This is a genomic window from Kosakonia sp. CCTCC M2018092, from assembly GCF_003864115.1.
Classification (GTDB): Bacteria; Pseudomonadota; Gammaproteobacteria; order Enterobacterales; family Enterobacteriaceae; genus Kosakonia; species Kosakonia cowanii.
Window position 1 is genome coordinate 533,005 of record NZ_CP034225.1, and the last position, 20,169, is coordinate 553,173.

Annotated in this window: 24 protein-coding genes; 10 read left to right on the forward strand and 14 right to left on the reverse strand. The window is 57.8% G+C overall.

Translation table 11 applies throughout. The annotated features are described in order from the left end of the window. The first annotated feature begins 49 nt into the window (after positions 1-49). From yrbN to mtr, 3 genes are all read left to right on the forward strand, one after another. The gene (gene yrbN / locus EH164_RS22885) at positions 50-130 is read left to right on the forward strand and encodes a protein YrbN (RefSeq protein WP_124971232.1); all 81 of its coding nucleotides are present in this window, start codon (positions 50-52) and stop codon (positions 128-130) included. Continuing rightward, positions 123-2,027 carry a DEAD/DEAH family ATP-dependent RNA helicase gene (locus EH164_RS02595; protein ID WP_094422235.1) on the forward strand — a complete coding sequence of 635 codons (1,905 nt, stop codon included), beginning with the start codon at positions 123-125 and terminating at the stop codon, positions 2,025-2,027. The genes yrbN and EH164_RS02595 overlap by 8 nt, the downstream gene beginning before the upstream one ends. 141 nt (positions 2,028-2,168) lie before the next feature. After that, positions 2,169-3,413 carry a tryptophan permease gene (gene mtr / locus EH164_RS02600; protein ID WP_124967192.1) on the forward strand — a complete coding sequence of 415 codons (1,245 nt, stop codon included), beginning with the start codon at positions 2,169-2,171 and terminating at the stop codon, positions 3,411-3,413. 225 nt (positions 3,414-3,638) lie between these two features. On the opposite strand, the gene EH164_RS02605 is transcribed toward mtr, so the two are convergent. From EH164_RS02605 to EH164_RS02615, 3 genes are all read right to left on the reverse strand, one after another. Next, positions 3,639-4,646, reverse strand: coding sequence for a luciferase-like monooxygenase (locus EH164_RS02605; protein ID WP_094422231.1), 1,008 nt, complete (start codon positions 4,644-4,646; stop codon positions 3,639-3,641). A gap of 140 nt (positions 4,647-4,786) precedes the next feature. Further along, entirely contained in the window at positions 4,787-5,665 is an 879-nt protein-coding gene (locus tag EH164_RS02610) for a U32 family peptidase (RefSeq protein WP_124967193.1), read from the reverse strand. A gap of 7 nt (positions 5,666-5,672) precedes the next feature. Beyond that, positions 5,673-6,668 carry a peptidase U32 family protein gene (locus EH164_RS02615; RefSeq protein WP_124967194.1) on the reverse strand — a complete coding sequence of 332 codons (996 nt, stop codon included), beginning with the start codon at positions 6,666-6,668 and terminating at the stop codon, positions 5,673-5,675. 240 nt (positions 6,669-6,908) lie between these two features. Between EH164_RS02615 and EH164_RS02620 the strand changes: the two genes are divergently transcribed. Both EH164_RS02620 and EH164_RS02625 read left to right on the forward strand, forming a co-directional pair. Continuing rightward, entirely contained in the window at positions 6,909-7,433 is a 525-nt protein-coding gene (locus EH164_RS02620) for an SCP2 domain-containing protein (RefSeq protein WP_124967195.1), read from the forward strand. Beyond that, on the forward strand, positions 7,427-7,930 hold the full coding sequence (locus EH164_RS02625; RefSeq protein WP_023481033.1) for a GNAT family N-acetyltransferase: 504 nt from the start codon (positions 7,427-7,429) through the stop codon (positions 7,928-7,930). Before EH164_RS02620 ends, EH164_RS02625 begins: the two co-directional genes overlap by 7 nt. Here the strand turns inward: EH164_RS02625 and EH164_RS02630 are convergent. Further along, positions 7,917-8,219 (reverse strand): GIY-YIG nuclease family protein, encoded by a 303-nt coding sequence (locus tag EH164_RS02630; protein ID WP_042715498.1) that lies wholly within the window; start codon positions 8,217-8,219, stop codon positions 7,917-7,919. The two genes, EH164_RS02625 and EH164_RS02630, sit on opposite strands and share 14 nt — an antisense overlap. 54 nt (positions 8,220-8,273) lie before the next feature. Here EH164_RS02630 and EH164_RS02635 point away from each other — a divergent pair, with 54 nt between their 5' ends. Continuing rightward, complete coding sequence (locus EH164_RS02635; RefSeq protein WP_124967196.1) at positions 8,274-8,711, forward strand: YhbP family protein; 438 nt, start codon at positions 8,274-8,276, stop codon at positions 8,709-8,711. Here EH164_RS02635 and EH164_RS02640 read toward each other — a convergent pair. After that, the gene (locus EH164_RS02640) at positions 8,697-9,215 is read right to left on the reverse strand and encodes a type 1 glutamine amidotransferase domain-containing protein (RefSeq protein ID WP_023480806.1); all 519 of its coding nucleotides are present in this window, start codon (positions 9,213-9,215) and stop codon (positions 8,697-8,699) included. The two genes, EH164_RS02635 and EH164_RS02640, sit on opposite strands and share 15 nt — an antisense overlap. A 119-nt stretch (positions 9,216-9,334) precedes the next feature. Here EH164_RS02640 and EH164_RS02645 point away from each other — a divergent pair, with 119 nt between their 5' ends. Both EH164_RS02645 and EH164_RS02650 read left to right on the forward strand, forming a co-directional pair. Further along, positions 9,335-9,988 carry an NAD(P)H-binding protein gene (locus EH164_RS02645; RefSeq protein ID WP_124967197.1) on the forward strand — a complete coding sequence of 218 codons (654 nt, stop codon included), beginning with the start codon at positions 9,335-9,337 and terminating at the stop codon, positions 9,986-9,988. A gap of 54 nt (positions 9,989-10,042) precedes the next feature. Further along, complete coding sequence (locus EH164_RS02650) at positions 10,043-11,080, forward strand: permease (RefSeq protein ID WP_124967198.1); 1,038 nt, start codon at positions 10,043-10,045, stop codon at positions 11,078-11,080. Between the two features lie 46 nt (positions 11,081-11,126). Here the strand turns inward: EH164_RS02650 and dolP are convergent, their stop codons facing one another. From dolP to EH164_RS02670, 4 genes are read right to left on the reverse strand one after another with little or no spacing between them, the layout of a single operon-like run. Beyond that, a complete protein-coding gene (dolP, locus tag EH164_RS02655) occupies positions 11,127-11,702 on the reverse strand; it encodes a division/outer membrane stress-associated lipid-binding lipoprotein (RefSeq protein WP_023480922.1) in 576 nt (191 codons plus the stop codon). Positions 11,703-11,711: 9 nt separating this feature from the next. Continuing rightward, positions 11,712-12,302, reverse strand: coding sequence for a DnaA initiator-associating protein DiaA (gene diaA, locus EH164_RS02660; protein WP_023481027.1), 591 nt, complete (start codon positions 12,300-12,302; stop codon positions 11,712-11,714). Positions 12,303-12,324: 22 nt separating this feature from the next. Then, entirely contained in the window at positions 12,325-12,720 is a 396-nt protein-coding gene (locus EH164_RS02665) for a YraN family protein (RefSeq protein WP_124967199.1), read from the reverse strand. Beyond that, positions 12,678-14,837 (reverse strand): penicillin-binding protein activator, encoded by a 2,160-nt coding sequence (locus tag EH164_RS02670; protein WP_124967200.1) that lies wholly within the window; start codon positions 14,835-14,837, stop codon positions 12,678-12,680. Before EH164_RS02670 ends, EH164_RS02665 begins: the two co-directional genes overlap by 43 nt. A 62-nt stretch (positions 14,838-14,899) precedes the next feature. On the opposite strand from EH164_RS02670, the gene rsmI reads away from it, so the two are divergent. After that, a complete protein-coding gene (gene rsmI, locus EH164_RS02675; protein WP_023480862.1) occupies positions 14,900-15,760 on the forward strand; it encodes a 16S rRNA (cytidine(1402)-2'-O)-methyltransferase in 861 nt (286 codons plus the stop codon). Between the two features lie 5 nt (positions 15,761-15,765). Continuing rightward, positions 15,766-15,897, forward strand: a complete 132-nt coding sequence (locus EH164_RS22845; RefSeq protein WP_255411437.1) for a hypothetical protein — start codon at positions 15,766-15,768, stop codon at positions 15,895-15,897. 137 nt (positions 15,898-16,034) lie between these two features. Here the strand turns inward: EH164_RS22845 and EH164_RS02680 are convergent, their stop codons facing one another. The 5 genes from EH164_RS02680 to gatA form a co-directional block, all read right to left on the reverse strand. Then, positions 16,035-16,808 (reverse strand): DeoR/GlpR family DNA-binding transcription regulator, encoded by a 774-nt coding sequence (locus EH164_RS02680; RefSeq protein ID WP_023480920.1) that lies wholly within the window; start codon positions 16,806-16,808, stop codon positions 16,035-16,037. A gap of 110 nt (positions 16,809-16,918) precedes the next feature. Beyond that, the gene (gatD, locus tag EH164_RS02685; RefSeq protein ID WP_124967201.1) at positions 16,919-17,962 is read right to left on the reverse strand and encodes a galactitol-1-phosphate 5-dehydrogenase; all 1,044 of its coding nucleotides are present in this window, start codon (positions 17,960-17,962) and stop codon (positions 16,919-16,921) included. A gap of 44 nt (positions 17,963-18,006) precedes the next feature. After that, positions 18,007-19,380, reverse strand: a complete 1,374-nt coding sequence (locus tag EH164_RS02690) for a galactitol-specific PTS transporter subunit IIC (RefSeq protein WP_124967202.1) — start codon at positions 19,378-19,380, stop codon at positions 18,007-18,009. A 4-nt stretch (positions 19,381-19,384) separates the two neighbouring features. Next, complete coding sequence (gene gatB, locus EH164_RS02695) at positions 19,385-19,669, reverse strand: PTS galactitol transporter subunit IIB (protein ID WP_023481001.1); 285 nt, start codon at positions 19,667-19,669, stop codon at positions 19,385-19,387. Between the two features lie 29 nt (positions 19,670-19,698). Then, complete coding sequence (gene gatA / locus EH164_RS02700; RefSeq protein ID WP_124967203.1) at positions 19,699-20,163, reverse strand: PTS galactitol transporter subunit IIA; 465 nt, start codon at positions 20,161-20,163, stop codon at positions 19,699-19,701. Between the last annotated feature and the right edge of the window lie 6 nt (positions 20,164-20,169).

Sequence of the window (20,169 nt, forward strand, 5' to 3'; positions counted from 1 at the left end):
GCGTTGTTGTTCGTCAATACACCTACTTTGAGCCGGTTCACACTTTTCAATGAAAATTGCCAAATATTTTCACGATGAGTTATGTAGACTGGCCGCCAATGACATAGAGGCACTTGTACTACATGGCTGAATTCGAAACCACTTTTGCAGATCTGGGCCTGAAGGCTCCTATCCTTGAAGCCCTTAACGATCTCGGTTACGAAAAACCATCTCCGATCCAGGCTGAGTGCATTCCGCACCTGCTGAACGGTCGTGACGTGCTGGGCATGGCCCAGACTGGTAGCGGGAAAACCGCAGCGTTTTCTCTTCCGCTGCTCCATAACATCGATCCGGACCTGCGTGCGCCGCAGATCCTCGTGCTTGCTCCGACCCGCGAACTGGCGGTTCAGGTAGCTGAAGCGATGACCGATTTCTCTAAACACATGCATGGCGTGAACGTGGTTGCTCTTTACGGCGGCCAGCGTTATGACGTGCAATTACGCGCCCTGCGTCAGGGCCCGCAGATCGTTGTCGGTACGCCGGGACGCCTGCTGGATCACCTGAAACGCGGCACCCTGGACCTCTCCAAACTGAGCGGTCTGGTGCTGGATGAAGCCGACGAAATGCTGCGCATGGGCTTTATCGAAGACGTAGAAACTATCATGGCGCAGATCCCGGAAGGTCACCAGACCGCTCTGTTCTCCGCCACCATGCCGGAAGCGATCCGTCGCATTACCCGCCGCTTTATGAAAGAGCCGCAGGAAGTGCGCATTCAGTCCAGCGTGACAACTCGCCCGGACATCAGCCAGAGCTACTGGTCTGTGTACGGCATGCGTAAAAACGAAGCGCTGGTTCGCTTCCTTGAAGCAGAAGATTTTGATGCTGCGATCATCTTCGTGCGCACCAAAAACGCGACCCTGGAAGTGGCTGAAGCGCTGGAGCGCAACGGTTACAACAGCGCCGCGCTGAACGGTGACATGAACCAGGCCCTGCGTGAGCAGACTCTGGAGCGTCTGAAAGATGGTCGTCTGGACATCCTGATTGCAACCGACGTTGCGGCCCGTGGCCTGGACGTTGAGCGTATCAGCCTGGTTGTTAACTATGACATCCCGATGGACTCCGAGTCTTACGTTCACCGTATCGGCCGTACCGGTCGTGCGGGTCGTGCTGGCCGCGCCCTGCTGTTCGTTGAGAACCGCGAGCGTCGTCTGCTGCGCAACATCGAACGTACGATGAAGCTGACCATTCCGGAAGTAGAGCTGCCGAACGCAGAACTGCTGGGCACTCGCCGTCTGGAAAAATTCGCCGCGAAAGTACAGCAGCAGCTGGAAAGCAGCGATCTGGACCAGTACCGCGCGCTGCTGGCGAAAATCCAGCCCTCTTCTGAAGAAGAGATGGATATCGAAACGCTGGCTGCCGCACTGCTGAAAATGGCACAGGGCGAACGTCCGCTGATCCTGCCGCCGGATGCACCGATGCGTCCTAAGCGTGAGTTCCGCGAGCGTGATGAGCGTTTCGAACGCCGTGGCGATCGTAACGACCGCAATGACCGTGGTCCGCGTACCGAACGTGCCGGTGAAGACCGTCCGCGTCGTGAGCGTCGCGATGTTGGTGATATGGAACTGTACCGTATTGAAGTGGGCCGTGATGACGGTGTTGAAGTTCGTCATATTGTTGGCGCAATCGCCAACGAAGGCGACATCAGCAGCCGCTACATCGGCAACATCAAGCTGTTCGGTTCTCACTCCACCATCGAGCTGCCGAAAGGCATGCCGGGCGAGGTTCTGCAGCACTTTACCCGCACGCGTATTCTCAACAAACCGATGAATATGCAGCTGCTGGGCGATGCACAGCCGCGTGAGCGCAGCGAACGCCGTCCTGGCGGCGGTGAGCGTCGTAGCTTCGGCGGCGGCGAGCGTCGTGAAGGTGGTCGCGGTCCGCGTCGTGATGGTGCAGCACCTGCCGGTGCAGGCCGTTTCAGCGGTGAGCGTCGTGAAAATCGCGGCCCGCGCCGCGAAGAAGGTACTACCCGTCGTCGTGACGCGTAAACCTTACGCTTCAAACGTAAAGTAATAGATACAGCCCCGATCGAAAAGATTGGGGCTTTTTTTATCCGCAATGTACTCCTGTACTGGTACAATGCATCGGCTTTACTTTCGGCATAGCGCCATTACAGGAGAACGTTTCAGATGTCGACACTGACAACCACCCAGGCTTCCCCTTCGCTGTTCGGCGGAGTGGTGATTATCGGCGGCACAATTATTGGCGCAGGCATGTTTTCCCTGCCGGTGGTGATGTCCGGCGCGTGGTTCTTCTGGTCACTTCTGGCACTGGTCTTTACCTGGTTCTGCATGCTGCACTCAGGCCTGATGATCCTGGAAGCCAACCTCAACTACCGCAGCGGCGCGAGCTTCGACACCATTACCAAAGATCTGCTGGGCAAAGGGTGGAACCTGATTAACGGCCTCTCCATCGCCTTTGTGCTCTATATCCTGACCTACGCCTACATCTCGGCGAGCGGCTCGATTCTGCACCACACTTTTGCTGAAATGTCGCTGGATGTGCCGCCGCGCCTGGCAGGGCTGGGGTTTGCGTTGCTGGTGGCGTTTATCGTCTGGCTCTCAACCCACGCAGTCAGCCGCATGACGGCGATTGTGCTGGGCGCCAAAGTGATCACCTTCTTCCTCACCTTCGGCAGCCTGCTCGGGCATGTGCAGCCGGCAACACTGTTTAATGTTGCGCAGAGCGATGCCTCTTACACGCCCTACCTGCTGATGACACTGCCGTTCTGTCTCGCCTCTTTTGGCTACCACGGCAACGTGCCGAGCCTGATGAAGTATTACGGCAAGGATCCGCGCGTGATTACCCGCTGCCTGGTCTACGGCACGCTGCTGGCGCTTGGGCTGTATGTGATTTGGTTACTGGTGACGATGGGGAATATTGCCCGTCCGGCGTTTATCGATATCGCGGCAAAAGGCGGCAATATCGATGTGCTGGTGCAGGCATTGAGCGGGGTGCTGAACAGCCGTAGCCTCGATCTGCTGCTGGTGATTTTCTCTAATTTTGCCGTTGCCAGCTCTTTCCTCGGCGTGACGCTGGGGCTGTTTGATTACCTGGCAGATCTCTTTAAATTCGATGATGCGCCGCTGGGGCGTTTCAAAACCGCATTGCTGACATTCCTGCCGCCAATTGTTGGTGGTCTGCTGTGGCCGAACGGCTTTTTATACGCCATTGGTTATGCGGGGTTAGCCGCCACCATCTGGGCGGCGATTGTGCCAGCGCTGCTGGCGAATGCTTCACGTAAACGCTTCGGCAGCCCGGCGTTTCGCGTCTGGGGCGGTAAGCCGATGATTGTTCTGATCCTGCTTTTCGGCGCAGGCAACGCGGTAGTGCATCTGTTATCAAGCTTTGATCTGCTGCCGGTCTATCACTAATCAAACCCGGCCTGCACAATTATGTAGGCCGGATAAGCGTCAGCGCCATCCGGCATAAACACCGCACGATCCCCGCAGGCCGGATAAGCGCCAGCGCCATCCGGCACAAGGTCCGCACGATCCCGTAGGCCGGATAAGCATCAGCGCCATCCGGCATAAAGACCGCACGATCCCCGTAGGCCGGATAAGCGTCAGCGCCATCCGGCATAAAAGCCGGGCAACGCCCTAACCGAACAACGCCTCTTTCACCTGCATCGCCAGCTCAAACGAATGCAACCGCGCCTGGTGATCGAAAATCTGCCCGTTAACCATAATCTCATCTGCCTCGGTTTCCCGCAGGATCGACTCAAGACCGTGGCGCACTTTCGCTTTATCACCTACCAGCGACATGCTCAGCGCCTGCTGCACGCCATACTTTTCAGACGGCGACCAGAAGTGATCCATATTCTCAATCGGCGGCGGCAACTGGCTCGTCTCACCGCGGCGCAGCTTCACAAACGCCTGCTGCATCGAGGTAAAGAGATACTCCGCATCGCGGTTGCTGTCGGCGGCAACAATATTGATACACACCATCGCATAAGGTTTTTCCAGCCGCGCCGAGGGCTTGAACTGGGTGCGATAGAGATGCAGCGCCTGGAACAGCATATCCGGCGCAAAGTGTGAGGCGAAGGCAAACGGCAGGCCAAGCTGGGCGGCAAGCTGCGCACTGTAAAGGCTGGAGCCTAACAGCCACACCGGGATCTTCTCGCCATAGCCCGGCACCGGGCGCACGTGCGGGTTCGGATCGTTGGCGTCAAACCAGTCGACCAGCTCCTTCACATCGCGGGGGAAATTATCAACATCGCCGCTCATATGGCGGCGCAGCGCCATCATAGTGCGCTGATCGCTGCCCGGCGCGCGGCCAAGCCCGAGATCGATGCGCCCAGGGTAGAGGGTATTTAGCGTACCGAACTGCTCGGCAATCACCAGCGGAGCGTGGTTCGGCAGCATCACGCCGCCAGAGCCGAGCCGCAGGGTTTGCGTATTCGCTGCCAGGTAACCGATCAACACCGACGTCGCCGCGCTGGCGATCCCGGTCATATTGTGGTGCTCCGCCAGCCAGAAGCGATCGTAACCGCGCTTCTCCGCCAGCTTCGCCAGATCGAGGGAATGGGTAAACGCGTCACGCGCGCTTGAGTTTTGTGGAATCGGCGCTAAATCCAGCACCGAAAACGCAACGGTTTTCTCAGACATAAACACTCACTTTGCTACAGCATCGTCATCAGATTGAAGGTCTTCTTCCAGCCTGGCGCAAGGAGCCGCGTCAGGCCAGAAAAGCTGCAACTTTCATACTGCATGAACGGGCGACGATTGCTGTTAACAAAGTGAGCCTTTTACGCCTCGAGCATCAGCCCCGGCAGCCTGCGCCAGTAACCATTGCAGTCGCTATTGGACGCCAGCGGCAGCGGCGCGCTGCCGGTTTCATTCGCTTTAAACGCCTCCAGCATGGTGAAGGTTTCACTCCCCATCGGCGAGAGCCGTACCATATCGACAAGCCCCTGCATCGAGGTCAGCTCATTACCGAGGTTGTAGACATAACCGCTCATGGTCTGAATGCCGTTGAGCACGAAAACCTGCTGATCCTCCTGGGAACGCATGCTGCGCCCGGTCGGGTATTTAATGCAGCAGGTTTCGCACTCATCTTTTGCCCGATTCTCCGAGCGCGCGGTAAAGCAGCGGGCAGAGTAGGCGAGAGGCAGATGGCCGTAGCTCAGCACTTCAACTTCGAATTGGTGGCGAATACCCAGCGTGTCGCACTGATCGAGCAGGTTCACCAGCCAGTCGCGGGAGAGCTCCACCGGCATGCACCAGCGCACCATCCCCTGTTTCAGCAGTAAACGCAGGGTAACGGCGTTATAGCAGTTGAGGGCATGCCCGGCGACAAACGGCAGCTTGCGCTCGGCGCACAGATTCACCACCCCGAGATCGCTCGCCTCCAGCAGAAACTCGCCGTTATCGACATAGCGCTTCAGTTCGTTGAGCTCCGATGAGGCCTGCACCAGCGCCAGCGTCGAAATCACCACCTGTTTGCCGCTGTCGGCCAGCGCTTTCGCCATCGCCAGCCAGTCACCGACTTTGGTGGCGCGGCGTTTACTGCACACTGCTTCGCCGAGATAGACCACATCAGCGCGGCTGTTTGCCGCCTGCTGATAAAACTCCTCAAGCGTCTCTTTTGACCAGTAGTAAAGCACCGGCCCTAATGAATATTTCATGGTTTACCTACTGCCATTTACGGTGATACGCGCCAAGGGTGGTCTGGGTGCCTTCTGACATGGCACCGAGTGTCTCCATCCACGCCGGCTGCGGCACAAAATCCTGCGGTGAAGCGATGCAGCGGTCGATCGCCTGTCGCCACACTTTTGCCACCTGGCTGACATACGCCGGGCTGCGCTGGCGTCCCTCAATCTTCACCGAAGCGATATTCGCGGCCAGCAGATCCGGCAGCAGCTCAAGCGTATTAAGGCTGGTCGGCTCCTCCAGTGCGTGGTAGCGCTCGCCATCCACCCGATAGCGCCCTTTGCATAGCGTCGGGTAACCGGCGTTTTCCCCCTCCTGATAGCGATCGATCAGCACATCGTTGAGGCGTGATTCCAGCCCCTGCGGCGTCTGCTGCCAGCGCACAAAGCGCGCCGGAGAGCAGGCACCGACGGTATTCGGCGACTCGCCGGTCAGGTAAGAGGAGAGGTAACAGCGCCCTTCGGCCATGATGCAGAGGCTGCCGAAGGCAAACACCTCCAGCGGCACCGGCGTTACGCGGGCAAGCTGTTTGACCTGATGAATGGAGAGCACGCGCGGCAGCACCACGCGGGCGACATCAAAGTGACGGTGATAGAAGCGGATTGCCTCTTCGTTGGTCGCCGAGGCCTGTACGGAGACGTGACGCTCGATGTGCGGATAGCGCGCGGCGGCATACTCCAGCATGGCGAGGTCGGCCAGAATCAGCGCATCGGCACCAATCTGCGCCGCCATATCCACCGCGCGCTCCCAGCGCTGATAGCCATCCGGGTGCGCAAAGGTGTTGATAGCAATATGCAGCTTGCGGCGGTGCTGGTGGACGAAACTGACTGCTTCCTGCAGCTTCTTCTCGGTAAAGTTGAGTCCGGCAAAATGGCGGGCGTTCGTGTCATCTTTCAGGCCGATATACACCGCATCGGCACCGTCTTCGATGGCCGCTTTCAGTGCCGGTAGGTTCCCGGCAGGGCAGAGCAACTCCATAGTCTTTCCTGCAATCTGGGGCGCAGTGGCCCGGGCGTACCCCGAAGGGTCACTGAATTGTTAATGAACTGGGATTCTAGTTAACCTGTCAGCGACAATTTTTGATTTGAGGCAGTTAAATGCGCATTGATGACGGCAATAATCGTTGCCCATTTATTCCGTAATTGTTGATGTGCGCCGCTATGCACACGGCTGATTGTGGCAAAATAGCGCGCATTATCACTTCAGGGAGTCATCGTCGTGTTGGAAAAATTGCGCTCACAGCTTGTTCATCTTGGCCCGTCACTGCTTGCTTTTCCGGTAAAGCTGACGCCTTTTGTGCTTAAACGTCAGGTACTTGAGCAGGTGCTGCGCTGGCAATTCCAACAGGCGCTGGCGGAAGGTGAGCTTGAGTTTCTCGAAGGACGCTGGTTAAGTATTCAGGTACGTGATATTGGCCTGACGTGGTATACCTCTGTTGAGGATGGGCAGATGATCGTACGTGAGTCTGCCGACGCGGATGTCAGCTTTAGCGCCGATGCCAGCGATTTACTGATGATTGCCGCGCGAAAACAGGATCCGGATACGCTTTTCTTCCAGCGTCGCCTGCTTATTGAAGGGGACACGGAACTGGGGCTGTATGTTAAAAACCTGATGGACGCCATTGAGCTGGAGCAGATGCCAAAACCCCTGCGGGTGATGCTGCTACAGCTGGCGGATTTTGTTGAGGCGGGCCTGAAAACGCCGCCTGCAACGACACAACCTTCTGTAGGTGAGCCATGCTGATTAGAGTTGAAATTCCCATTGATGCACCCGGTATTGATGCCCTGCTGCGCCGCAGTTTTAACGGCGAGGCTGAAGCGTCACTGGTGCACGATCTGCGTGAAGACGGGTTGATCACGCTGGGATGCGTTGCCACGGACGATGAAGGGCAGGTAGTGGGCTATGTGGCATTTAGCCCGGTCGCTGTCGCAGGTGAAGAGTTACAGTGGGTCGCCCTCGCGCCGCTGGCGGTGGATGAAGCCTACCGCGGTCAGGGCATCGCCCGCCAGCTCGTCTATGAAGGGCTGGATTCCCTCAATGAATTTGGCTACGCCGCTGCGGTGACGCTCGGCGACCCTGATTTCTACCAGCGTTTGGGCTTTGAGCGCGCCTCGCAGTACGATTTACGCTGCGCCTGGTCGCAAAGCGAAGCCGCATTCCTGGTACATCGCCTTGCTGACGACGCCTTCAATGGCGTCAGTGGTCTGGTGGAATACAGCGATCACTTCAATCGCTTTTAACCGCTGACGTCAGCAGCGTTTCCCGCAGCGCCTCGAAGATGCCCTCTCCGGCAACGAGGCGCTCTTTCTGGTGCTTGGTCAACTGCTTAATGCGGTACTCGAGGCGTAGCGCCAGCGAACGCTCACCAACCTGCGCCGAAAAGACCAGTTCCAGCGCGCCCTTACCGCGCAACGCTTTCGCCCCCTTTCCCGTTTGATGCTGCGTAAAACGCCGCGCGACATCGGTGGTAATACCGGTGTAGAGCAGGTTGTCGCGCGTGCGGATGAGGTAGAGAAACCAGGGCGTCATGGCAATCTTCGCTGTGTTAAGGTGGGCGAAAAAATAGCATGAGAAGGAGAAAAAATGGAGTCCCTTGCGGCGATTAACCGCTGGCTGGCAAAGCAGCATGTCGTGACCTGGTGCGTGGCGAAGGAGGGCGAACTCTGGTGCGCCAACGCCTTTTATATCTACGATCCGCAGGCTGTCGCCTTCTATGTGCTGAGCGAAGATAAAACGCGCCATTCGCAGATGACAGGATCACACGCTCTGGTGGCGGGTACGGTTAATGGGCAGCCGAAAAGCGTTGCCTTGATTCGCGGCGTACAGTTTTCCGGTGAGATAAAACGGCTGGAAGAGGCGGAAAGCGCGGTGCTGCGCGAACGCTACAACCGACGCTTTCCGATAGCCCGCGCATTGTCAGCCCCGATGTGGAAGATTCGCCTTCGCGAAATCAAATTCACCGACAACACGCTGGGGTTTGGTAAAAAGTTTCACTGGTTACGCGACTCAGGCACCGAGTAGACGCAGCGCTTCGCGGTTAAATGCCGGTAAGTCATCAGGCGTACGGCTGGTGACCAGCTGATCTTTATCGATTACCACTTCCTGGTCGAAGAACTCGGCACCGGCGTTTTTCACATCAATCACAATCGGTTTTACCGCCGTCAGTTTGCGGCCGCGAATGACGTCGGCACTAATCAGCAGCTGTGGGCCGTGGCAGATGGCGAATACCGGTTTACCGGAGTCAACAAACTCGCGGGTAAAGGTGACAAAGCGATCGTCGCCGCGCAGGGAGTCAGGAGAGTGACCGCCAGGTAACAGCAGGGCGTCAAATTCATCCGGGCTTACGTCATCAATGGCTTTATCGATCTTAACTTTTGCCTCGCCCTGTTTGCCGGTGACGGTTTTTCCGGCCTCTTTCTCAATCGTCACAACCTCATGTCCGGCCTTGCGATACGCTTCTGCCGGAGAGGTGAATTCTGAATCTTCAAACTCGTCGGTGATCAAGACCGCTATTTTCTTGCTCATACTTCCTCCGTTGTTTTGGCTTCAGAAAGGGAGTTATCCATACTGTAACTCACCAGTAACCGTAAGCCTGGTTCACGAGGCTGACATTGCAAGGCAGATTCGTCTGTAAAGGAGAAGGGATGGAGCGGGTATTAATCACCGGCGCGACCGGTTTAGTAGGCGGGCATCTGTTGCGGTTGCTGATGGCGGAACCAGGCGTCAGCACCATCTATGCGCCCACGCGTCGCCCACTGCAAAGTGCCGAAGGCGTCATTAATCCGCATGATCCGCAGCTCAGCGATGCGCTGGCGCAGGTCACCGAACCGGTTGATACGGTCTTCTGCTGCCTCGGCACCACGCGGCGCGAAGCGGGCAGCAAAGAGGCGTTTGTGCTGGCCGACTTTACACTGGTGGTGGATACGGCATTAACCGGCCAAAGGCTCGGAGCCAGACAGATGCTGGTGGTGAGCTCGATGGGCGCTAATGCACATTCGCCCTTTTTCTATAACCGGGTGAAAGGGGAGATGGAGGCGGCGCTTATCGCTCAACAGTGGCCATCGTTGACGCTGGCGCGTCCGTCGATGCTGCTCGGCGAACGCGAGAAAAAGCGCGCTAACGAATCGCTGCTGGCACCGCTTTTCCGCCTGCTCCCGGGCAACTGGAAGTCGATTGCCGCACAGGATGTCGCCCGCGCGCTGCTGGCCGCGGCCCATTCTGGCGACAATCGCGGCGTTGAGATTATCGAATCGGCACAGCTGCGGGCGATGGCAGCGCAGAGCCCGTTTGCAAAATAGCAATTCAGGCGTACTATGCCGGGGCTAAAAACTACACTATCCCCGGGGCATGTTATGGCTGGTCAGTCTTCACCTCATGCGGCGACACCGATCCAATGGTGGAAACCCGCACTGTTCTTTCTTGTTGTTATCGTTGGTCTCTGGTTCGTGAAATGGCAGCCATACTACGGCAAAGCCTTCACTGCCGCTGAGACGCACAGCATTGGTAAATCGATTCTCTCCCAGGCTGATGCCAGCCCGCTTAAGGCGGCGCTGGATTACGCCATGGTCTATTTCCTCGCCGTCTGGAAAGCCGCCGTGCTTGGCGTGCTGCTTGGCTCGCTGATTCAGGTGCTGATCCCGCGTGACTGGCTGCTGCGCACGCTCGGACAGCAGCGCTTTCGCGGCACGCTGCTCGGCACACTCTTCTCTTTACCGGGCATGATGTGCTCCTGCTGTGCGGCGCCCGTCGCGGCCGGTATGCGTCGCCAGCGGGTTTCGATGGGCGGCGCGCTCGCCTTCTGGATGGGCAACCCGCTGCTTAACCCCGCAACGCTGGTATTTATGGGCTTTGTGCTCGGCTGGCACTTCGCCGCCATTCGCCTGGTGGCAGGGCTGGTGACGGTGCTTGGCGTCGCCATGATCGTGCAGACCGTGGTTAAAGAGAGCCCACAGCAGGCGGAAGCCGTCGATATTACGCTGCCGGAGCCGCAGGGCAGCTTTATGTCACGCTGGGGCAGAGCGCTGTGGCAGCTCTTCTGGAGCACCATCCCGGTCTATATTCTTGCCGTGCTGGTACTTGGCGCAGCGCGCGTCTGGCTCTTCCCCCATGCCGATGGCGCGGTGGATAACACGGTATTGTGGGTGGTGGCAATGGCGATTGCCGGCTGTCTGTTTGTCATTCCAACGGCGGCAGAGATCCCGATTGTGCAGACCATGATGCTGGCGGGAATGGGCATGGCGCCTGCGCTGGCGCTGTTGATTACGCTGCCGGCGGTAAGCCTGCCATCGCTGGTGATGCTGCGTAAATCCTTCCCGGCAAAAGCCCTGTGGCTGACCGCCGCGCTGGTGGCGGTGTGCGGAATGCTGACCGGATTTGTCGCGCTGATGTAACGCGTGAAGTGAAAGAAAAAAGCCCGGTATCAACCGGGCTTTTTCATTATTTGAGCAGGGTAAAGGCGGTGGTGACGTGCTTGACGCCGCTGACGCGGCTGGCGATATCCGCCGCGGCCTGGCCTTCACGCGCGGTGACCAGACCCATCAGGAACACTTCGCCATTCTCGGTGGTGACTTTCACGTTAGAGGATTTCACCTGGTCGCTGCCAAGCAACTGCGAGCGCACTTTGGTGGTGATCCAGGTATCGGACGAGGCCGTTCCCAGACCAATCGGCTGACCCGGACGGATCTCGTTAAAGACTTCCGTTGCGCCTTCAACGCCGATAGCAATCTGTTTCGCCCGTGAGGAGAGTTCAGTGTTCGGCGCCTGGCCGGTTAACAGCACTTTCCCCTGATAGGCAGTGACGTTAACACGCGCCTCTTTCTTCAACTGCTGATCTTTAGACAGCGCGCTGTTGACGCGCAGTTCCAGGGTGCCGTCATCCACCTGGGTGCCCACGGTGCGGGGATCCGTCGCGGCTTTGGTGCCGACGGCGGCAGACCCGACCACCACTGCGCCAACGCAACCCTGTAGCAGCAGTGCGGAAATAAGGACTGCGAGGGGCGTAAATGCCTTCATGTGTACTCCTTAATCATCCTGGTGAGGAAAAAGCGTGTTATCAATCAAATCGCACAAGCAATTCACCGTCAGCATGTGCATCTCCTGGATACGCGCGCTGCGGTGAGAAGGAATACGAATTTCCACATCCTGCGGGCCCAGCAGCCCGGCCAGCTCGCCGCCGTCATAACCGGTCAGCGCGATGATCGACATATCGCGCGTCACCGCCGCTTCCACGGCTTTCACGATATCGCGGCTGTTACCCCGGGTGGAGATCGCCAGCAAAATGTCGCCGTTGTGACCCAGGGCGCGCACCTGCTTGGCATAAATCTCGTCATGCAGACGGTCATTCGCTATCGCGGTTAAGACCACATTATCGGTATTAAGTGCAATGGCAGGTAAACTGGGACGCTCTGTTTCAAAGCGGTTGATCATGCTGGCAGCAAAATGCTGTGCGTTGGCGGCGGAGGTGCCGTTGCCACAACAGAGGATTTTGTTGCCGTTGAGCAGGGAGTGCACCATTGTCATGGCTGCGCGGGAAATCGCATCGGGCAGCGCTTCCGCAGCTGCAATTTGAGTTTGAATGCTTTCCGTAAAGCAGACTTTAATTCGTTCGAGCACGGTAATCCCTATGATTGAGCAATTATGCGTGGCCGCCAAAGGCGTTCTGTAGCCACTCAACGTCATTTCCGGTGAAGGCTACCACATCAAACCGGCAATCCACAGTATCAAAACTCCCATTGTGCCGGGCAAGCCACAAATGGGCGGTATGCAGCAATTTACGCTGCTTGGCGAGGGTTACGCTGCTTGCCGCGCCGCCAAAACGCGCCGAGGCGCGGTAGCGCACCTCGACAAAGACGGTGGTGCTACCGTGGCGCATAATCAGGTCGATTTCGCCGCCGCGCTCGCGCACGTTGGCGGCGATAAAACGCAATCCCTTGCTCTTCAGAAAACGGCGCGCCTGCATCTCCCAGGCATCGCCGCTCTGTTTGCGGGTTAGTTTGCCGGGACGATCTGCCCCTGCTGGTATTTGAGCCATGACAACTTCCTGTTGATCACGCAATCCTGGGTGGCGGTGAGGTCGCCGGTGTTGCCGTTCAGCTCAAAGCCCGGCACCTGACGCATTTGCGAGAAGTTATTCGCCAGCGACCAGGCATCCGCGCCCATCGCGTAGAGACGCGCCAGTGAATAGTCGTTATTCACACTGCGCAGCGCTTGCTGCATCAGGGAAGGATTGCCACCCGCGAGCATCGGGATCTCATTGTATTGCAGCCCTTCCATCTCAAGACGGAAGTCCGGCCCTGCGCCGCCCTGCGCGCTGCGCGAGCTGGCGTAGAGCATCACACCACTCTGGCTGCCGGTGCGCAGGGTGATCATCGGTTTGATCAGCGCAATTTCATCCTGCGTCGCCAGAATATAGACCGCATCGACTTTGCCGCCGCCGCTAATCTGCGCATCGCTCGGTGGTGCCGGAATATTGAGGCCGCCAATGGTCACGCCCTGCTGCTGCGGCAGGCTGGCGGAGACCGGACTGCCGGTCATTGAGATGCCGGAGCGGCCATTCAGCCCCATACGCAGCTCAGCGGTGGAACCAAATTTCTGCGCCAGCACAACGCCGCCGCCGATTTTCTGCCACTCGTCAGCAAATGCGGTGCTGACGCGATCGCCCAGCGCGCTGCGCGGGATCAGCAGCAACGGTGCCTGGCGGCCCTGATCGTGAATATGGCGCGCCGCGTCGCGGGCTTCATCTTCCGGCGACAGAGCGAAGTAGCAGATATTCGGCCGGTTCTCGACCTGCTCCGGCTGGTTAAGCGCCAGCACATTGAGGGTGGTATGGCTGCGCATCAGCTCTTCAACGTGGTTTTTCAACAGCGGGCCAACGACGATGCTTGCGCCATCCTGCTGAACCTGGTTGAGGATCTGATCCATCGGCTGCGCGCTGGTGTCGTAGATTTTCAGCTCCGCGCCCGCGTTAGATTGGGCGGTAACGGCGACGGGCTGAGATGGCGTGGTTTGTGGTGCTGTCACCGCAGGCGTTTGCTGCGCATTCGCAGCCGGTTGCTCCGTATTCGCTGCAGGCTGCTGCGCATTCCCGGCAGGCTGTGCTTCGCTGGCAGGAGCACTCTGCGCCGCGCTATCCGGTGCCTGTACCGGCTGGGCATTCGGTGCGGCGACGTTCTGCTGCGCATCGCCACTGGTCAGATCGGCAACATTTGCCTGTGAAGGGCTTACCACGTCAGAGGTGGCGGCCTGCGCCACCTGCTGCGGGACAGCCGGGCCGGAGACCGGCGAAGCGCCGTTTTTCGCCGCTGCAAAACCCTGCTGGATGGCGCGACCAAACACCGCCGCCTGGCCGTTTAACGGCAGCAGCAGGGCGATTTTACTGGTCGACGCCGGTTTGAAATTTTGCAGGTTGGAGAGCTGAGTCGGCAGCATTTTCGCCGCCGGGTTCTGCGGGTAGCGGGTCTGCCAGTCGCTGATACCGGCTTTCAGCATTTTGGCATCGTTGCGGTTGTCGAACCACATCCGTTGCAGATCGAGCCAGCCCTGTAGGGTCACTTCATCGGCGTTGATCACCAGCGCTCTGGCCTGATCCTGGGTCATGGAGGAGAGCGCCTGCCAGGTGGCATCGATATTTTTCTGCTGCTCTTCCGGTGTTGTCAGCAGCGGCTGGCGGGCGATTAGGGCGCGCAGCAGCGTCAGAGAGGGTTTACCCTGCGCGGCGGCAATGGCGATCTGCCAGTAACGCGCCTGCTGGTTCTTCTCAAGCTCAGCGGGATCAATCTTATCAAGCAGCGCCTGCGCACCGGCTACATCACGCTGCGCCAGCTTCATTTCGGCGGCGAGCAGCGCGTACTCTTTACGCTGCGTATCGTTCAGATCCTGCGGCAGCTGACCAAACAGCTCGTTGGCGTGCTGGGTTTTGCCCTCTTTGAGCAGTGCACGAATGGCGAGTAATTGCCAGTTGGTCTTGCTATCATCTGTGCTTTGCTGCATCTGATGCAGGTAGTAGGCAGAATCAGCCTGCGCTGAGCCCTGCATATGCGAGGTGCTCTGGTCTGTTGACTGTGTGCCGCAGCCCGCGAACAGCAGGGCGGCCAGCACCACAGGCAGGCAGCGCGTGGCTTTCGAACGAAGAAATTTTGACGGTAGCATACTGTATCCAGTGATATTTTTTACGCAGTGCTCAATATTAAATCGGCAATACGGATGAAACAATGAAACAACACGAATCGGCGGAGAATTCTCAAGGTCAGCTTTACATTGTACCTACTCCCATCGGGAATTTGGCTGATATTACCCAACGCGCATTAACCGTGTTGCAAGACGTTGATTTGATTGCCGCTGAGGATACCCGCCACACCGGTTTACTGCTGCAACATTTCGCCATCAATGCGCGGATGTTTGCCCTTCACGACCATAATGAGCAGCAAAAAGCGCAAATGCTGGTGGCGAAGCTGAAAGAGGGGCAGAACATTGCCCTCGTCTCGGATGCGGGCACGCCGCTGATTAACGATCCTGGCTATCACCTGGTGCGTACCTGCCGCGAAGCTGGCATTCGCGTTGTGCCGCTGCCCGGCCCCTGCGCGGCGATTGCCGCTCTCAGTGCGGCAGGGCTGCCCTCCGATCGTTTCTGCTACGAAGGCTTTCTCCCGGCGAAATCAAAAGGCCGCCGCGATGCGCTCAAAGCGATTGAGGCCGAGCCGCGCACGCTGATCTTCTACGAATCGACCCATCGCCTGCTGGAGAGCCTGGAGGATATGGTCGCGGTTTGGGGCCCGTCCCGTTACGTGGTGCTGGCGCGCGAGCTGACCAAAACCTGGGAAAGCATTCAGGGCGCGCCGGTCGGCGAGCTGCTGGCGTGGGTGAAAGAGGATGAGAACCGCCGCAAAGGCGAGATGGTGCTGATCGTCGAAGGCCATAAAGCGCAGGAGGACGCGTTGCCCGCCGATGCGCTGCGAACGCTGGCGCTGCTGCAAGCCGAACTGCCGCTGAAAAAAGCCGCCGCGCTGGCCGCAGAAATCCACGGCGTAAAGAAAAACGCCCTCTATAAATACGCGCTGGATAACCAGGGGTAACACCGATGAGCCGCTATGTGCCTCCCTTTACCATCACCGCCGCGATCCTCAACCAGGTCGTTGAGATGGCGGAGTTGATAGAGGGGCTTAATTCTTCATTTACCTTGTCGGATAACCTGTCGGAAGAGATGTCGTAACAAATATCCTCCTTTAGCGAGGCGGAGCGCTACCTGCAATCGATACAGCAAAAGGGAAAGCTGCTGCGTGTCGGTGCGAAGAAAGGGGCCACTGGTAGGTAAAATGGCAGCGGCCCGCTAACCAAGGCAGCAGGGCATTAAACCACCCGAAGATCCTTACCCAGTTTTCTCAGTGCCGCTTTCTCTTTCTCACCAATCCCTTCGTCGGTGATCACGCAGTCGATCTTCTCCATCGGCAGCACCTGATTAAAGCCGCGGCGGTTAAATTTGCTGGCGTCCACCACTGCCACAACCTTATGCGCCGCCGCTGCCATTACGCTGCTGATGGAGTAGCCTTCATTAAAGGTGGTGATGCCATGGGTCGGATCGATGCCATCTGCACCAACAAACATAATATCGGCGCTGATACCCTGCAGCGATCGCTCTGCAATCGTGCCGTGCATTGAGTGGGTTTTATGCCGCAAGGTGCCGCCACACACCACCAGCGTGATGTCCTTATTTTCCGACAGAGCAAACGCGGCGGGGAGGTTATTAGTGATGACGGTGATATTGCTTTTTTTCGCCAGCGCTTCGGCAATCAGCATGGTGGTGCTGCCGCTGTCGAGGATAATCGTCATCCCTTCATCGATCATCGCCGCGGCTGACTGAGCGATACGCTTCTTCGGGTCGCTCGCCAGTTTGTAGCGATCTTCCAGCACCACTTCCTGATTTTCGCTGTCGAGCATATAACTGCCCGGCTTCGCTGCGCCGCCGTGAAAGCGCGTCACCAGACCTTTCTCTTCCAGCAGCCGCAGATCGGCGCGGATAGTGACTTCTGAAATACCAAAGCTGTTGGAGAGGTCAATGACCAGCACACTTCCTTGCGCATTCACCAGATCGACGATCTTATTCCTTCGTTCAAATGAGTTCATGTTGATTTGCCTGCGAATTAACTCTCCGTAGTGTAATCGAAGGTTTGTGAAACGTGAACGTTAACTTTCGAAAGGAAATGTGAGCCAGCGCAGGTTGCTGGCTCTGTCGCTTAATCAAGGCGCAGCAGGATTTTTCCCTGCATTGGTTTGCCATTCAGCGCCTGCACCGCGCGCGCGTAGCTTTCGGGGCCACCGCGATGGGCGATCAGCGGCTCAAGGGCGAGGCGTTTTTCCGTCAGCAAACGCGCCGCGGTATGCCACTCCTCCCCAGGCCAGGGGCCGGAGTAGTTCATCCAACTGCCGATAAGCGTCAGCTCTTTACGCAAAATCAGCCCAAATACCGTAGCAGTAAGCGTGAGTTCGTCATGCAGCGTCCCTACCAGCGCCACCTGCGCACGCGGTCCGGCGATTTCGATAGCCAGCGAGACCGTTTGTGGTGTGCCAGCCGTTTCCAGCACAAGCTGGTCGAAGCTCTCTGCTTCCAGCCCGGCGAGGATGTCAGCCGCGCTCTGCTCGCGGCTGTTAAAGGTGCGGGTGGCACCAAGTGCAGTGGCCAGCGCTAATTTGTCAGGGTTGATATCAATGGCGGTGACGCTTTTCGCCCCTAAGGCTCGTGCGCACTGCATTGCCAGCAGCCCGATAGTGCCAGCCCCGACGATCACCACGTTTTTATCTTTGCAGCCCTCGGCGAGGTGAAATGCGTGCAGGCCAACGGTTATCGGTTCAATAAACGCCCCATCTTCAATGGGCAGATCCACAGGTAAGCGAACCAGGTTGGGGCGCTTAACCACAATGTATTCGGCATTGCCGCCGTCGCAGCGCGACCCGATAAACTGGTAGCGTTTGCACAGCGAGTAGTACTCACGGCGGCAGGCAGGGCAGTCAAAGCAGGGCAGCAACGGTACGCAGGCCACGGCGTCGCCAGCGTGCAGATCGGTAACCGCCGGGCCGCAGGCTTCGACATAACCGCTGAACTCATGCCCAAGGGTAATAGGGTAAAAATGCGCGCCGTTAGCGAAGATGCGCGGAATATCCGAGCCGCACAGGCCGGAGCTGACTACTCTCACCTTCACCTCATCCTCATGCTGCAACTGGGGTTCAGGGCGATCTTCAACGCAGACGTTGCCCTCAGCATGAATAACCACTGATTTCATAACAATCTCCAGGATGTAACAGGGGAGCGAACGCTCCCCAACGATCACGATGCGGGCTGGCTTTCCGGCGTAGCAGCCGCTTTCTCTGCCGCTTTAAAGTGGCGCGCTCTGCGCCAGGTAAGCAGGACACCGGTCAGGTAAATCGCGGCGATAACCATGAAACCGACCAGATTTTGCCAGGTAAAGAGCTGAATGAGCAGCCAGGTGACCGGGGAACCACCCTGGTCCATTGAGGCTACCATCCCGCCCGCTTTCAGTGCGCCCGCGTTGGCGGCCAACTGCGTATGCAGACCGATGGTTTGTGTGGCGATCCACAGGGTCATGCTCATAATAATCACCCCGGAGATCAGCGTGCGGAACAGGTTGCCCTGATGCACCGCAACCGCCATCGCCACAAAGAAACCAATGGTCGCCAGGTCACCGAATGGCAGCACCTGGTTACCCGGCACCAGTACCGCGATCAGAATGCTCAGCGGGATAAAGATCAGGCTGGCGGAGACCACTGAGGTATGGCCCAGCAGCAGCGCCGGATCGAGACCGATCAAAAATTCCTGAGTGCCAAACTTTGCCTGCAGACGTTTACGCGCCTGTTTCGCAATCGGCGTCAGGCCATCCATAATCGGTTTGATTACCCGCGGCATTAGCAGCATAACGGCCGCAGTTTTGACCGCCAGTTGCAGTACACCTTTCAGGTCATAACCAGCCAGCAGCCCAATTACAATCCCCATCACAAAACCGACGGTGACCGGTTCGCCGAATGGCCCGAAGCGTTTCTGAATATCGTCGGCGCTGAAATGAATACGCCTCAGGCCGGGGATTTTGTCGATGAGGGTGTCCACCAGCACGGCAACCGGCCCCAGATAGGCAGAGGTGCCATGAGGAATGGCGATGCCTTCGAGGCCAAAGAAGTCACGCGTATCTTTGGCAAACCAGTCGCCCAGTTTATAGACGAACGCCGCGTGCGCCGCCACGCCGAGGATGCCAATCCAGTAAGAGCCGGTAGCGAGATGCAGCAGCGCGCCGGTAAAGGTCATGTGCCAGATATTCCAGATATCGACGTTGACCACCCGCGTCATGCGCGTTACCAGCATGATGATATTCACGGCGATGGCGACAGGGATGGCAACCAGCGCAATTTGCGATGCCCATGTCATCGGTGACGATCCCGGCCAGCCAACATCAATGACCTGGAGGTTGATCTGGAAGTGCTCCGCCATGGCTTTCGCCGCCGGGCCGATGGAGTCGAGCATCAGGCCGATCACCAGGCCAATGCCGACAAAGCCGATGCCAATATGCAGACCCGATTTAAAGCAGTCCCCGAGTTTCATCCCCAGCAGCTTAGAGAAAATAATGATCACCACCGGCAGCATCACGGTAGGACCTAAGTCGAGGATATAACGCATTATTTCGCTAAACATAGCGTTACCCCACGAGAATGGTCAGGATTTTTTGCTGTAGCGCCTCAATGCCGACTCCCGAAACGAAGGGCATACCGTGCACAACAGGAATATCACCGAAGGCGCGATCCACTTTCGCGGTGGTGCAGATCAGATCCGCCCCGTCCATATAGGTTTCGATCTCATTTACCCGACACTGCACAAGATCGAGCTCGATGTGGTGCGTATCGCATAGCTCTTTGATCTCTTCTGCCGCCATGGTGGAGGTGGCGACCGCACCGCCGCAGGCGACAATCACTTTACGTTTCATAGGGTACTCCTTTTATTATCAGTATGTTATTAAGCCTGACTGCATGTTTCAGGCTCCAGGATCGTCTCCCGAAAACATCTCGCCAGATCGTCATCCGCAGCGTTCAGCAGCGCGTCCAGCGTGTTCGGGTTTTGTAGCTCACTAAACAGTTTTCTCAGTAGCGTCAGCTGCGCCGCCGGGTTTTCAACAATCAGAGCAATAATCAGCGAGACGGCAACTTCGCCATCATCGTCTGCCTGCTGAAAATAAACCGGTTTTTGCGGACGAATCAGATAGAGCGCCGGCGAGAGGGCGTGGCTCGCCTCGCAGTGGGGGATAGCGATCGCATGACGCTCCAGCGCAATACCGGTTGGGTAGCTTTCTTCGCGCGCCAGCAGCGCGGCGGGGTAGCTTTGCTGAACGACGCCTTTTGCCAGCATCTCCTCGCCAATATGTGCCAGCAGCTGCTGGCGCGAGGCAAAATCCACTCCGGTTCGGACAAACAGTTGGCTCATACACTC